Source organism: Gluconobacter kanchanaburiensis NBRC 103587 (assembly GCF_007988905.1).
GTDB classification, from domain to species: Bacteria; Pseudomonadota; Alphaproteobacteria; order Acetobacterales; family Acetobacteraceae; genus Gluconobacter; species Gluconobacter kanchanaburiensis.
This window is the reverse complement of sequence record NZ_BJVA01000001.1, coordinates 354363-368217: the sequence shown is the minus strand read 5'-3', so window position 1 is coordinate 368217 and position 13855 is coordinate 354363. Positions and strand designations below refer to the sequence as shown.

The window sequence follows — 13855 nt, the reverse complement described above, 5'->3', positions numbered from 1 at the left end:
AGGGACATGACCCGGTGGGCTTCCTCATCTCTTCACGCCCGACCCTCCGTTTCTGGCTTGGACTGCTTGTTTTCGCAGGACTGCTCTTTTTCCGGGCGCCCAACATCCTGCTTCACGCTCAGTTCTGGGGCGAAGATGGCTGGAACTGGTATCCGGAAGCTTACCATCTGGGTCTGTCTTCCCTTTTTCTTCCCCATACCGGCTATTTCCAGACGATCAGTCGCCTCATAGCGCTTGTGGGCGCACCTTTCCCGCTCGCCTGGAATCCGACGATCTATGCGGGTTTCGCTTTCATCTTCCAGTTGCTACCCGCAGCCTTTCTGTTTTCAGACCGTGGCGCTAGCCTGTGCCCCAGTCGGGCAGTGCGGTTTCTTCTCGGATGCCTGTTCTGCCTGGCCCCGAATACGACTGAAGTCTTCGTCAATCTGACTAACAGCCAGTGGCATCTCGCGGTGCTGGCATTCCTGATCATTGTCTCGGAGCCACCCGAAACAACAGCGGGCAGAATTTTTGACTACTGTTTTCTGGCGATATCAGCCCTCAGTGGGCCTTTCTGCCTGCTTCTGTTCCCCGTCGCGGCTTTCCGGGCCGCCACAGACCGCAGACCGGCTCCGCTGATCCGGCTTGCCATTCTGACGCTTGGAGTGGCCATACAGGCCATTCCGCTCATTGAGACCAGCGGCAGCACAAGGCTGGATACCCCTCTGGGGGCCCGACCTTTCACACTGATCCGACTTCTTGCAGCACAGCTTTTTCTGGTTCCGCTCATAGGGCATCATCATCTTAATGCACTCTATGCAAACAGGATCTGGCTAAATCCACTTTTCCCTTGCGTGGTTGACCTCATCGCCGGTCTCGTCTGCCTTGAGGCTGCAAGACGCTGGCCAGCGATGCGTTATGCTCTTTTGTTCATCATTCTGGTTCTGGCGGCGGCACTGAGCCATCCTGTGGTCAGTACGACAATCCCGCAGTGGGACGTCATGTTCATCCCCGATACGGGCATGCGCTATTTCTTCATGCCGACCCTGTTCTGGATGGCGGCACTTACGGCCGTCACCTTTTCGGGGCGAGGACTTCTGCGTGTTTTCGCAACAGTGGGCCTTCTTGCCGTACTGTTATTCGGCGTTCCACACGATCGCAGGATCTATGTCGAAACCGATCGTGGTTTCGGCGCCGCGGCCCGGGCGTTCGACAACGCTCCTCCGGGAACCTCAGTGACAGTGCCTGTACGGCCCAATTCTTCCGTCACCCTCATCCGATAAAAAAAGCTCCCGGAACATCCGTCCCAGGAGCCTTTTCAACACACGAACTTCCGCAGATTACGGCAGAATTTCAGTCTCGGCGAAGAAGAAGGAAATCTCGTTCTTCGCGTTCTCGAGGCTGTCCGAACCATGCACGGAGTTGGCTTCGATGCTCTCGGCGAACAGCTTGCGAACGGTGCCTTCAGCAGCGTCGGCCGGGTTGGTTGCACCCATGACTTCGCGGTTCTTGGCGACAGCGCCTTCACCCTGAAGAACCTGCACGACAACCGGCTCGGCGATCATGGAGGACACGAGGCTGCCGTAGAACGGACGCTCCTTGTGAACCGCATAGAAAGCGCCAGCCTGCTTCTCGGTCAGGTGGATGCGCTTCTGGGCAACGATACGCAGGCCAGCGCCTTCGAACACGGCATTGATCTTGCCGGTCAGGTTACGCTTGGTTGCGTCGGGCTTGATGATGGAAAGCGTGCGCTCGAGAGCCATCTTTCTTCTCCTGGTTAGGACCGGCCCCTTTCCGGGACCAGCGGGTAAATACCGCCGTTCCACTAGAGCAAATTCATCGTTCCTGATAGGTCTGTCGCAGTATTTTAACGTCCCCTGTTTCTTTTCTTCCGACTGATCGAGGCGCCTGTGAGCCTGCTCACCATCACCGACCTGACCCTCCGCATCGCGGGCCGTACCCTGCTGGACAATGCGTCCCTCAGCGTGGACCCGGGACGCAAGATCGGTCTGATCGGCAAGAACGGTGCTGGAAAATCCACCCTCCTGGCCGCGATCGCCGGTGATTTCGCCCCCGATGGTGGCACCATCACCCTCGCCGCTCGCGCTACAATGGGCCGCGTCAAACAGGAAACCCCCTCGGGCAGCACCTCCATCCTTGATACGGTCCTCGAAGGCGACCTAGAGCGCACGCGCCTGCTTGCGGAAGCCGAAACCGCGACCGACCCGGCCCGCATCGCCGACGTCCACGAACGCCTCATCGCCATCGACGCCTACACTGCCCCCGCCCGTGCCGGCGCCATCCTGTCCGGCCTCGGCTTCGATCAGGAGGCACAGAACCGCGCCGTTTCGGACTTCTCCGGCGGCTGGCGGATGCGCGTGTCGCTTGCAACAGCTCTGTTCCTGAACCCCGATCTTTTGCTGCTCGACGAGCCGACCAACCATCTCGATATCGAGGCCACGCTCTGGCTGGAATCCTGGCTCGCGAAGTTTTCCGGTGCTGCGATCATCGTCAGCCATGACCGCTCCCTGCTCGACAACACCGTCGATGCCATCGCCCACCTCGATCACCAGAAAATCAGCGTTACCCCCGGTGGCTACGACAATTTCGTCCGTATTCGCACGGAACAGGCGCTTCAGCAGAACCGCGCTGCGGAGCGCATCGCTGCCCAGCGCGCGCACATGCAGTCTTTCGTGGACCGTTTTCGCGCCAAAGCCACAAAAGCCAAGCAGGCCCAGGCCCGCCTGAAGGCCCTCGAACGCCTTCCCCAGATCGACAGCGTCGTGGAAGACACCCCTACCCGCTTCTCTTTCCCCGAGCCGCAGCCGCTACCCCCGCCAATGCTGAGCCTGAACAATGTCAGCCTCGGCTATGACGGGCGTGTCGTCCTCAAGGGCCTGAACCAGCGTCTGGACATGGAAGACCGGATCGCCCTGCTCGGTCAGAACGGACGTGGAAAATCCACCTTCGCGAAGCTTCTGGCCGGTCGACTGGAGCCGATGTCGGGCACCTACACGCATTCCCCCAAGCTGAAGATAGGCTATTTCGCCCAGCACCAGAGTGACGAACTCGTCCTGACCGACACACCTATCGACCACATGAGCCGCGCCATGCCGGACGCGCTCCCCGCAGCCGTCCGGGCCCAACTCGCCCGGTTCGGCCTCGATGAAAACCGTGCGGAAACAAAAGTCGGAGAGCTCTCAGGCGGCGAAAAGGCTCGCCTGCTCCTCGCTCTCTCCACTCGCGAAGCCCCACACCTGCTGATCCTCGATGAGCCAACCAACCATCTCGATCTCGACGCCCGTGACGCCCTGATCCGCGCGCTGTCGGCCTTTGAAGGCGCTGTGATCCTCATCAGCCATGACAGCCATCTCGTGGAATCGGTGGCTGACCGCTTCTGGCTCGTCGAAGACGGCACGATCGCTCCCTTCGAGGGCGACATGGCCGAATACCGTGCCTGGCTCCTCGAACGCGCCCGCAAGGCCCGCTCCGAAATCGCCGAGCGAAGCAGGGCGGCCACGGCGTCGACAGAAAGCGGCTCCTCCTCGGCCCAGAAACGCATCGACCGCAAGGAACAGACCCGGGCCCTCGCTCCCCTGCGTCGTAAAATCCGGGATGCCGAAGCGAAAATGGCGCAACTCACCAGCGAAAAGAAAAAAATAGAGGACAAGCTAGCGGATCCGGCGCTTTACCAGTCAGGCGATGCTGGCGAACTGACCTCATTGAATGTTCATCTTTCCGCGCTGAACGCCACTCTCGAAACCGTCGAGGAGACATGGCTTGAAGCGCAGGCAGAGCTGGAAGATTCGATGAGCTGAATTTTCCGGATTATTGGCGGGCACAGACTCTCAAAATAATTTTTTTTACTAACAATCGTGAAACGTACTGCTTCCCGGCGCTCAACGGTGACGATCAAATCTTGTTCGGTGACATCGCAAGCAACGCGACGGTCGGCAAGGTCAGCACCCAGTATATCCAGAACGGCGAGGCCGACGGTATCAGCGTTGGTGACGGCGAACCCCAGTCGTTTCGAGCTGGGGCAGCCCCCGGAACACCAAGGTCATCTTCAAGCTCGCTGCAACTACAACGGCTATGCCGGTCAGACCGTTGTCCTGTCGCACGACAGCAGCACGCCTGTTCATCTCCAGGAAGCCTGCTTCCTGACGGGCGCCCTGATTGCAACGCGGGATGGCGAGAGTCTGGTTGAGACCTTTGAGATCGGCGACCGCGTCATCAGCCCCAAAGGAGAGAAGCGCACCTTGACTTAAATCGGTCGTACCCACAGCCGTGTCTGCGCCGGCTGATCAACGACGCATTCATCGCACGGGCAACCGTCGCAGCGTCACGTAGTCCAGCCGCGTCGTCGCATTTGGCAACGTCGCAATGACCTGGGAGCATGACGCCGCCGCAGAACTAATGACGGACCGTGAACGCGTCGAGCCGATCTGGACGCCTATCGTCACCCGTGCGGGTGTTGCTGCCGCTGCGGCGGCCACAACGACGGAATCCAACCTGAGTCTGCAACTTCCCTGCGGAACACTGCTTGCGCCCCGTCACATGGCAGGCGATCGCGCCGTTTTCAGCCTGCCCGATGGTGTCCGTGACGTTCGCATCGTCTCCCGGACCAGCCGTCCCCGTGACATGGTCTCTCCGTTCATCAACGATCCCCGCGAACTCGGTGTTCTGGTGCGCGACATCACGCTGTTCGAAAGCGCTGGTCACCGACCATCTCACGACGGACTCCATCGACTGGCTGGTACGGACGCGAGGCTTCAGCCGTGCGCTGGACATCCGGCAATGCCGTGCTCGGGCTCAATACTACGGCAGCAGCAGTGCTAACCGTACAGATCGTTGCCGGCTGCTCTGTGCAACCTTGAAGACGACGCTGCTCCGGTTGTTCTGAGCGCCTGAGTCGCAAGCCTTCGTCAGGTGACTGGATGACACGCCTGATCCAGGCACATGACACGGAAACCGGGTTCTGGACAGACCGTCCAGAGCCCTGTTTTTTTATCGATTTCTTTTCATGCTGGCGTCGTAAGAGACATCGTCTTTTACACAGAACGACTCCGGCGCTGCTGCCCCCATTGACCCCCCATCCCTCTGCCCATAAGCCAGTCCACAACGACTGACCAAGGACAGCCCCCTTCCATGCCCATATCCTTTTCCGATCCGGCGGAACGCAGCGAAACTGAACCGCGTGCGCGGGAACTGTCCCGGATCGCCGGGCTCATGCGCATCACGCTGGCACTGGCCCTGATCCTTCTGGCCATCTGGTTGATCGGTGATGTCCTGACTGTGATCTTCGCCTCGGCTCTCGTCGCGGTGGTCCTGCACGGCCTTGCCCGCATGCTACGCAAGCATGCTCCGGTCATCCCCTATCAGGGAGCTGTCGCTCTGGTGACCGTTGCGATCCTGGTCGCCGTCATCGGACTGGGATGGTATAGTGGTCCGTCGATCAGCGATCAGTTCATCCGCCTCAAGCAGGCGCTCATCACCCAGTCTGGAGAACTGCGAAGCCACCTGTCCGGCTCCACGATCGGACAGATGGTTCTCGATCATCTTCCGTCTTCCCTAGGGGGCAACGCCCCGGGCACAGGCGGCCTCAGTTCACTGGGTTCTGGTATCGCAGGTTCGGTAACCGGCCTGCTCAGCAGCGTATTCGGTATCCTCGGCACGATTCTGGTCGTGCTGATCGCCGGACTTTATTTCGCACTTAGTCCTGCCATCTATATCGACGGCATGCTGCGCCTCGTCCCGCCCCAGCACCGCCCCGCAGCCAGGGAGCTTCTGCTCACGGCTGGTGCAACCCTCTGGGCATGGACAGCCGGGCAGGCGCTGGACATGCTCGTGGTTGGGCTTCTCTCCGGAATCGGCCTTTCCCTGATCGGCATCCCGCTCGCGCTCGCGCTGGGTGTCGTAGCAGGACTCTGCAATTTCATTCCCTATATCGGTGCTATCCTGGGCGCAGTACCAGCGATCCTTCTGGGTCTTTCCGTTGGTACGCATGAAGCCCTATTCGTGACGGCACTCTACTGCACTATCCAGTTTTTTGAAGGCAATGTGCTCGCACCCCTGATCCAGCGGCGCGCCGTTCACATGCCGCCCGCACTGGCCATTCTTTCGCAGACGGTTTTCGGATCTATCCTTGGAGCCCCGGGTCTCATTCTCGCCTCTCCCATCACGGCTGCTCTGCTGGCCATGGGCGACAAAGCGACGGCCCCGCTGGAAGACGAAAACCAGACCCGCCGTGCCGTTGGCGAGATGACGGAAGAAGAAGAAGAAGAAAAAAAGCAGAAGTGAATTTCTGCTTGCTCCTGACGTAACGTCATCACCCTTGATGGTGCGTCAGGAGCATGATGATGACCACACAAATCCTGACAATCGGCGAACTCGCGGCCGCAACCGGCGTCACGCCCCGTGCCCTGCGACACTTCGAAGCCGCGGGCCTGCTTCATCCACGACGGTCGGAAAACGGGCGCCGGGCCTACAAAGCGACCGATGTCGGAACGCTCACCCACATCCTGCTCCTGAAACGGGCTGGCTACACCCTGACGGAGATCGCCTCCCTTTCGCACGGGCCGCTCGATGCAAAAAGACTTCTACTGGTTCAGCTCCGTGTTCTCGAAGCACGCCGTGCCGACCTCGACACCGTAATTGGTCAGATGAAGGCCGCCTGCGACCTGATAACAGGAGAAACGGTGCCGGACCTGAAGTCTTTCTGTGCCCTCATCAGCAAAGGACAGCAGTACATGACCTCCGACGCCATGAAAGACGTTCTGGACGAGTATTTTACACCCGATGAGCAGGAGCGCTGGCGGGAAATGGCCAACAGCCATTTCCCGCCCACCGATCGCACGGCGTATATAGAGCAATGGGAAGACCTGATCGGCCGCTGCGAAGACGCCCTTCGACGGGATATTTCCCCGGCCAGCGACGAAGCGGCAGCTTTGCTGAAAGACTGGAAAGCTCTTCAGAAGCCGCTTCAGGATGCGACCGGCCCCGAACTCTGGAGCAAGGCAAACCGGATGTATCTGGAGCGAAGCAACTGGGAAACGTCCGGACGAAAGCTACCTTTCAGCCCGGACGTTCAGGATTTCATTCTGTCGGCCGCGCGCCATCAGGCTGAAGCGCCATGACCTGTTCATCGGGGGACGAATTCATCCGGTATGGGCCGTTCTTTTCAAGCTGAACGCCGATGATGTCGTCCTGATTCTTGTGCTTCCAGATGGAGACAATCACCGGCTGGCCCTGCGCCGTGGTCATTTCAAGAATCACCTGACCCGGCGCAGGCGGACGCTCACCTGACGGGCCCCAGGCGGTTTCATGAGACTGAAGCCACAGATTGACCTTCTGCACCTCGTCTGCCGTCAGAACGCGGCTTACGGGCGCTGCGATCTGACCTGCCGTGACTTCCGGCAGCTTCCAAGCATGGAGCAGTGGCCAGGTCACAAACCAGATAATGCCGACCGGAATCAGGACCAGCGCCCCGAAAACCAGAAGAAGTTTCTGCTCGCGTCTCACGCCTGCTCTCCTGCCCAGCGATTGAGGGCTTCAATGATGTGACGGACATCCTCGTCCGTCAGTTCGGGATGAATGGGGAGCGCCAGAACCCGGGCGCCAAGTCCTTCAGCCACCGGCAGGGATGCACCGTCGTGATGCGGAGCATAGGCTGGCTGGTAATGCAACGGCTTCGGATAATAGACCGCAGTGGGAATGCCTGCGTCTTTCAGGAACGACTGAAGCGCATCCCGTTTCGCGGCGTCCGGCAACAGGACGCTATAGATCGCCCAGGCGCTCTCGCTGTCCGGCACGCGCGCAGGTGGAACAATCCCTGCTGGCATTTCCGCGTCATAAGAGGCTGCGATCGCGTCCCGACGCTTCAGTTCCCCTTCGAACACGTCCAGTTTCGCCAGCAGCACGGCCGCCTGAAGCGTATCGAGCCGTCCATTGATTCCAATCCGCTCGACCTCGTAGCGGGTGCGCCCCTCGCCATGTGTCCGGAGCGAATGATACAACGCCGCCAGATCGTCATCATCCGTCAGAATCGCGCCGCCATCCCCGTATCCGCCCAGCGGCTTGGACGGAAAGAAGGACAGCGTGGTGGCTTTCGCCTCATGTCCCAGACGTCGCCCGCGATAGCTGGCGCCGAAAGACTGCGCACAGTCCGCTATGAGCGTCAGGCCCTCGGCGGTCGCCCAGCTTTTCAGCTCGTCCCAGGGGGCGGGTTGACCGAACAGGTCCACACCGATCACGGCCCGGGGTTCAAGGTCCCCGGCTTCACGCACGGCTTCAAGCCGATCTTTCAAAGACGCCAGACTGATCTGGAATGTCTGCGGATCCACATCCACGAAGACCGGCGTGCCACCGAGCAGCAGAACGACTTCTGCCGTGGCAGTGTAGGTGAAAGCAGGCAGGAAGACCGCGTCTCCCGGGCCGATTTCTTCCCCCATGAGAACCATCAGCAACGCATCCGTCCCGGACGCCACACCGATGGCGTGTTTTGCACCGCCAAACGCCGCCAGACGCTGCTCCAGTTCCTGCACTTCGGGGCCGAGGACGAAACGGCAATGCGCCATGACGGCATCCACACGCTTCTGGATACTGCCACCGAGCCTCGCCTGCTGGGCGGGAAGGTCGAGGAACGCAATCTGCCTTTTTTCAGGCTGCCTTGTCATGGGGCTATCATCTCCGGATCGGGACGGGAGACCGCAACCGGCATTCCGCCGTCACGGTTATGAATGAATTCGGGTACCAGCCGGTACAGGATCTTCATGACGGCGGCCAGATCGCTCGCATGACAGGCCGCTTCAAGAGCATCCATCGCCTCAGCGGCCACGGCGAAGTCAACGGTACGGGGCGACGCCATCCGCAGACCCGGGGCATCTGTCGGAACAGGTGCTTCCCGACCGTGGAACAGCTCTTCGAAGAGCTTTTCGCCAGGACGGAGACCGGTGAAGCGGATTTCGATATCGCTTTCCGGACGCAACCCTGCCAGCCGGATCATCTGGAAGGCCAGATCCATGATCCGCACCGGATCTCCCATATCCAGCACGAAAATGCCGCCCTGCCTGAGACGCTGATCCGTGGCATCGTTTCCCGCCCGCTCATATGTCCCGCGAACGGCAGCCTGCAACACCAGACCCACCGCTTCCGGCACTGTCATAAAATAGCGTGTCATGTCCGGATGTGTGACCGTCAGGGGGCCGCCATGCTCAAGCTGACGCCGGAAGAGCGGGACGACCGAGCCGGTAGAGCCCAGCACATTGCCGAACCTCACTGTCACGCAACGCATACTGCCCTGCCCGGCCCGCGCGCGCATATCGAGCGCCTGCCCGTAGACCTCGGCACAGCGCTTGCTGGCCCCCATCAGGCTGGACGGATTGACCGCCTTGTCTGTGGAAATCATCACCATGGCCTGTGCGCCTGCCCGCTCGGCCTCGTCGGCGACGATCCGCGTTCCGATTACGTTCGTCAGAACGCCTTCAAGCGGATTATCCTCCACGATCGGCACATGTTTGAGCGCCGCGGCATGAAAAACGATCTGCGGGCGATAAGCCCCGAAGATTTCGGCCATGCGACGACGATCCCGCACATCCGCGATGATCTGATGACGCGCGACGGTGCCAAAACGCTCCGAAATATCCAGATTGATCTGCCACAGCGCGTATTCGCTGCTCTCGATCAGCAATAGCAGCGAGGGTTTGAAGGAGGCGATCTGCCGCGCCAGCTCGGAACCGATGCTCCCCCCCGCTCCCGTCACGGCGACAACACGTTCTCCGATCAGGCGCGCCATACCCTGCGAGTCGAGCGCGACCGGAGGCCGGTTCAGCAGATCCTCGATCGCGATGGGCCGGAGTTCGACACGATCCGCAGGCTGCAACGCCGTCAGAGACGGCGTGCGCTGGACGTCGATATCGTAAACCCGGGCCGCCTCGAGAATGGCAGCGAGTTCGCGCCCCTTGATTTCTCCCGCCGTGACAACCAGCGCATCGGGCAGCTTCCCGGCGGCAAACAGCCGTTCCAGGATGGCAGGTGTCTCCGGAATCGTCCCGAGGATCGGGCAGTCATGGATACGACGTCCGGCCTGCTGCGCACCGCCGGTGAGAAGTCCTACGACCCGGCGATTGTTCTCGCTGTCACGCTCCATGGCCCGCAGAAACAGGTCCGCCTCGTGATCGGCACCAAGAAGCAGAATACGTTCACCATCCTGGGCAAGGCTCCTGCGCCGTGCGGCCAGTCTCCACATCATGCGGATCGCCCCGAGGAATGTCAGCAGCACCAGGGCATGGATGATCGGGAAGGTCGGCGTTGGCAGGGGGTAACCCCCGATATGAAGCAGCACCGCGAACAGCAGCGCACTCAGAACCGAAGCGCAGGCAATGTTGAACAGATCCGCAACGCCGGAAAAACGCCAGTACTGCTGTGGAATGCGAAATGGCAGTCCGCTGACGAGGAGCGTGATGCCGCCCCCCGCAATGAACCATAGCGGATGCAGCCACCCACCGGCCGGATCGGCCAGCCAGCGTGCCACCGGTGCAGCAGCGGCGGACACGACTCCATCCAGTGCCACGTTGAGCGCAATGCGTCGTGCCTGCATCGACGTGCGGGACTGCGGGCCTTGAGGAGAGCCGGGGGCAGCCGCGGGAGAGGGCCCCGGAGGAAGCGCCGAAGGAGGCATTGAGGCCGAAGACGCAGAGCCTGTAGGATGAATGGATGTCACGCGCCCCTTATAGCGCCAAAAGCCTCCCTCCCATAAAGTCGTCCCATGCCTTTTTCTCTGCAGACCCTGACAGTCGGCTTCACGCTTCCCTGTCTTCTGGCCATCATCCTGTGCAATATCCTGATCCTGCTGATGATCCGTGCCGGAATTCTCGACCATCCGGTGGCCCGGAGCTCCCATACCCGCCCGACACCGAAAGGCGGCGGGATCGGAATCGCGGGAAGCTTTGTCCTGTGTCTCATCCCCGCCCTCTACGCAGGCACGGTGAGCCCCGCCACCCTGCGGGCTGCGCTCGGATTACTGACCGGAATGATTCTGCTGGGTGCGGTTTCCTGGCTGGACGATGTCCGCCCCTTCCCGGCCCGCTACAAACTCGCCGCCCAGTTTCTGGCCGCCATCGCCGCGTCTCTCGGCACGGGAGCGTCCCTGTATGAGCTGGTTCCGTTTGTTCTGGTCGCCGTGTTCATTACCAATGCGCTCAACTTTATCGACGGCATCAATGGCCTGGCATCCGGGGTGATGGCAATTTCCTCACTGGTTCTGGCCAGTGCGGGAATCATGCCGGCAGCGTTCGTGCTTCTGGCCGTCTGTCTGCTGAGCTTCCTGCCCTATAATTTCCCGAAAGCGCGCATCTTCATGGGGGATGTGGGCAGCCAGCCGGTGGGCCTCGCCATGGCCTGGGGCGGCATGACGGGTTTCAGTACCGGTGGTGGCGTACTCGTTATCGCCCTTCTGTCAGGTGTCCTGTGGGACGTCGCCTTTACGCTCCTGCGGCGCGCAAGGGCTGGCGACAGACTGACAGAGGCACATCGCGGCCATCTCTATCAGCTTGCAGTCCGCTCGGGACTACCTGTTCCGTTGGTGACGGGACTTTACTGGGGAGCGGCTTTGTGGGGCGCCGTGGCTTTTGCCGCCGGCGGGATCATCACAACCATCCTGATGATCCTCCTGCCACAACTGATATGGACAGGATATGTCTGCACGCGGGCAAGAGTCCGCGTGCAGGATCGCTGGTAAAACCGGCCGGAAAATCCGGCCGAACCAACTCAGCCAGCGCGGCGGCTGCTCAGACGCTCGACAGATGCCGAAGCACGCTCGGTGCGTGTCGAGCGCGTGCCGGAGGCTTCGGCCATGACGGCGCGCATTTCACGCAGGAAGGTCGAACCCTTCAGCGTGCGCTGAACCAGAACGGAACGACGATCCAGCGGATCAACCTTGCGGCGGGCCAGATCCAGCTCACCCAGACGGTCGAGGGCGCGCGTGATGGCCGGCTTGGACACTTTCAGCTCCAGTGCCAGTCCGCGAACCGTGTGGGCACCGTCACGCAGATAGCAGGTCAGGAATACTGCGAGCTGGCGGGCGGAAAGATCGGGGCCGTCGCGGCGCACCATGGAAACGATAGTGTCGCACAGAAGATTGAGCATTTGATCATTGGTAGCCTGGGGCATGATCTCTCTCCTAAGAAACGGTCACTCCGTGTTGTCCGATCCCACAACAGGGACTGCCGGACAGAGAGTGAGGTGAAAATGATAACTGTCTCTCCCCTGGGGAACAGACCGGTATGACCTCAGATAGTGTTTCGAAACGCATGCGCAAGCATACGGGTTCCAAAACATTCCAGTAGACGATGACTCTGCATCGAAACGATAAGGGCCGTATGCCTCATTAAACGACGTTTGACACCATAATCTTTCAGCACTCATCCATTCCGTTCCATTGTTGGGGGAATGAAACGGGTTAAAGAAGCTCATGAATTATTATGAATTCGTGACAATGCTTTAAGAATTGTCCGTATCCCGAGGACTTCGCCGCCTTCCGGGCGGCCGGGACGATCGCCATCGTTCCAGGCGTAAGTGTCGATATGGGCCCATTTTTGGCCCTCTGGTACGAATTTCTGCAGATAGAGTGCGGCCGTTATGGCGCCAGCCATCGGTTTGGAGGTCACATTTCCAAAGTCCGCGACTTTACTATCCAGCCATGCGTCATAACCATGCCAGAGCGGCATTCTCCACATCGCGTCATTCGTTTCTTTTCCCGATTCGAGAATGAATGAAGCCAGTTCATCGTCATTGCTAAAGAGTGCCGGCACATCCGGACCGAGTGCCACACGCGCAGCACCCGTCAGGGTTGCAGCGTCCAGAATAGCATCAGGATGACTTTCGGCCGCTTCCGTTATGAGATCACACAACACCAGCCGACCTTCTGCATCCGTGTTGCCGATCTCGACCGTCTGTCCGCTCCGCGTTCTCAGAATGTCACCCGGACGCATGGCATGGCCTGAGACACTGTTCTCGACACAGCCCAGCCGGAGTTCCAGATCGACATCCAGTTCCATATCGATTGCAGCGCACATAACGGCCAGCATGAGCGCGGCGCCGCCCATATCCTTTTTCATACGCAGCATTCCGGCGGCGCCCTTGAGATCGTATCCGCCCGTATCGAAACAGACCCCCTTGCCGATCAGCGAAACTCTCGGCGCCCCCTCACGCGCCTTCCATCGGGCCACCACAACCGTCGGCTTGCGCTCGGACCCTTCTCCTACATCCGCCAGACAGGGATAGGCCCGACGCAGATCATCCCCCTCAACAACGCTGACGCTCGCGCCCCGATGCACCAATGCCCGCTCGGCCATGTCCGCCAGTTCGCGCGGACCGAGCAGATTGGCAGGCATGTTGATCAGGTCGCGTCCAAACCAGACAGCTTTCGACAGGGCGACCACGTTTCGCGCCTCATTCGGCACAACCAGTCGGGTGTCGGGAACACCAGCTTCATTCAGGCTGAACCGGTATGCGCCCATACAGAAGCCGAGAAGCGCGCTCTCACGAGCGACCGGGTCCAGCCCGTGCAGCACGATGGTCCAGTCCCCCTTCGGAAGCCTCTTACCAAGGCCGCCGAACGCAAGCGGATCGTTTGCCCGTGCAGGGTCCACGCACAGAATGGCTGCTCCGACGCCCGTATTCCCCGGCAGAAACGTGAACGCACCATCCTTGCCATCGAAGCCCTGTCCCTCAAGAAACCCGGAAAAATCACCCAGAAGTCCTGCCAGAGCCTCCCGATCGCTGATGGACACCAGATGCACCTGGCGTGCCGGAAGAGCCTCGGCGGACGTAACGAATGGAAGCTGGGGATGCGGCTTCATCATGACTTTTCTCCTGA

General features: G+C 60.4%; 13 protein-coding genes. 7 read left to right on the top strand and 6 right to left on the bottom strand.

All coding sequences use genetic code 11. The annotated features are described in order from the left end of the window. Positions 1-14: 14 nt before the first annotated feature. Positions 15-1262, top strand: a complete 1248-nt coding sequence (locus GKA01_RS01685) for a hypothetical protein (RefSeq protein WP_146858545.1) — start codon at positions 15-17, stop codon at positions 1260-1262. Between the two features lie 57 nt (positions 1263-1319). Here the strand turns inward: GKA01_RS01685 and ndk are convergent, their stop codons facing one another. Continuing rightward, positions 1320-1742, bottom strand: a complete 423-nt coding sequence (gene ndk / locus GKA01_RS01680) for a nucleoside-diphosphate kinase (protein ID WP_141350072.1) — start codon at positions 1740-1742, stop codon at positions 1320-1322. 147 nt (positions 1743-1889) lie between these two features. Here ndk and GKA01_RS01675 point away from each other — a divergent pair, with 147 nt between their 5' ends. The 5 genes from GKA01_RS01675 (at position 1890) to GKA01_RS01655 (ending at position 7115) form a co-directional block, all read left to right on the top strand. Further along, positions 1890-3797, top strand: coding sequence for an ABC-F family ATP-binding cassette domain-containing protein (locus GKA01_RS01675; protein WP_146858543.1), 1908 nt, complete (start codon positions 1890-1892; stop codon positions 3795-3797). Positions 3798-3986: 189 nt separating this feature from the next. Next, entirely contained in the window at positions 3987-4247 is a 261-nt protein-coding gene (locus tag GKA01_RS01670) for a Hint domain-containing protein (RefSeq protein ID WP_146858541.1), read from the top strand. A gap of 148 nt (positions 4248-4395) precedes the next feature. Next, positions 4396-4818 carry a hypothetical protein gene (locus GKA01_RS01665; RefSeq protein WP_146858539.1) on the top strand — a complete coding sequence of 141 codons (423 nt, stop codon included), beginning with the start codon at positions 4396-4398 and terminating at the stop codon, positions 4816-4818. 309 nt (positions 4819-5127) lie between these two features. Next, positions 5128-6279 (top strand): AI-2E family transporter, encoded by a 1152-nt coding sequence (locus GKA01_RS01660; protein WP_146858537.1) that lies wholly within the window; start codon positions 5128-5130, stop codon positions 6277-6279. Between the two features lie 53 nt (positions 6280-6332). After that, on the top strand, positions 6333-7115 hold the full coding sequence (locus GKA01_RS01655) for a MerR family transcriptional regulator (RefSeq protein ID WP_146858535.1): 783 nt from the start codon (positions 6333-6335) through the stop codon (positions 7113-7115). Here the strand turns inward: GKA01_RS01655 and GKA01_RS01650 are convergent. Genes GKA01_RS01650 through GKA01_RS01640 form a run of 3 tightly spaced genes read right to left on the bottom strand, consistent with a single transcriptional unit; the run spans position 7075 to position 10576 of the window. After that, positions 7075-7500 carry a hypothetical protein gene (locus GKA01_RS01650; RefSeq protein ID WP_146858533.1) on the bottom strand — a complete coding sequence of 142 codons (426 nt, stop codon included), beginning with the start codon at positions 7498-7500 and terminating at the stop codon, positions 7075-7077. The genes GKA01_RS01655 and GKA01_RS01650 overlap by 41 nt on opposite strands. After that, positions 7497-8654 carry a DegT/DnrJ/EryC1/StrS family aminotransferase gene (locus tag GKA01_RS01645; protein WP_146858531.1) on the bottom strand — a complete coding sequence of 386 codons (1158 nt, stop codon included), beginning with the start codon at positions 8652-8654 and terminating at the stop codon, positions 7497-7499. The genes GKA01_RS01650 and GKA01_RS01645 overlap by 4 nt, the downstream gene beginning before the upstream one ends. After that, entirely contained in the window at positions 8651-10576 is a 1926-nt protein-coding gene (locus tag GKA01_RS01640; RefSeq protein WP_146858642.1) for a polysaccharide biosynthesis protein, read from the bottom strand. The genes GKA01_RS01645 and GKA01_RS01640 overlap by 4 nt, the downstream gene beginning before the upstream one ends. Before the next feature lie 168 nt (positions 10577-10744). Between GKA01_RS01640 and GKA01_RS01635 the strand changes: the two genes are divergently transcribed. Beyond that, the gene (locus GKA01_RS01635; RefSeq protein WP_146858529.1) at positions 10745-11716 is read left to right on the top strand and encodes a glycosyltransferase family 4 protein; all 972 of its coding nucleotides are present in this window, start codon (positions 10745-10747) and stop codon (positions 11714-11716) included. Positions 11717-11745: 29 nt separating this feature from the next. Here GKA01_RS01635 and GKA01_RS01630 read toward each other — a convergent pair whose 3' ends face one another. Continuing rightward, a complete protein-coding gene (locus tag GKA01_RS01630) occupies positions 11746-12147 on the bottom strand; it encodes a MarR family transcriptional regulator (RefSeq protein WP_024717011.1) in 402 nt (133 codons plus the stop codon). Between the two features lie 299 nt (positions 12148-12446). Then, positions 12447-13838: a leucyl aminopeptidase family protein gene (locus tag GKA01_RS01625; RefSeq protein ID WP_146858640.1), complete on the bottom strand. Its 1392-nt coding sequence runs from the start codon at positions 13836-13838 to the stop codon at positions 12447-12449. Positions 13839-13855 lie beyond the last annotated feature (17 nt).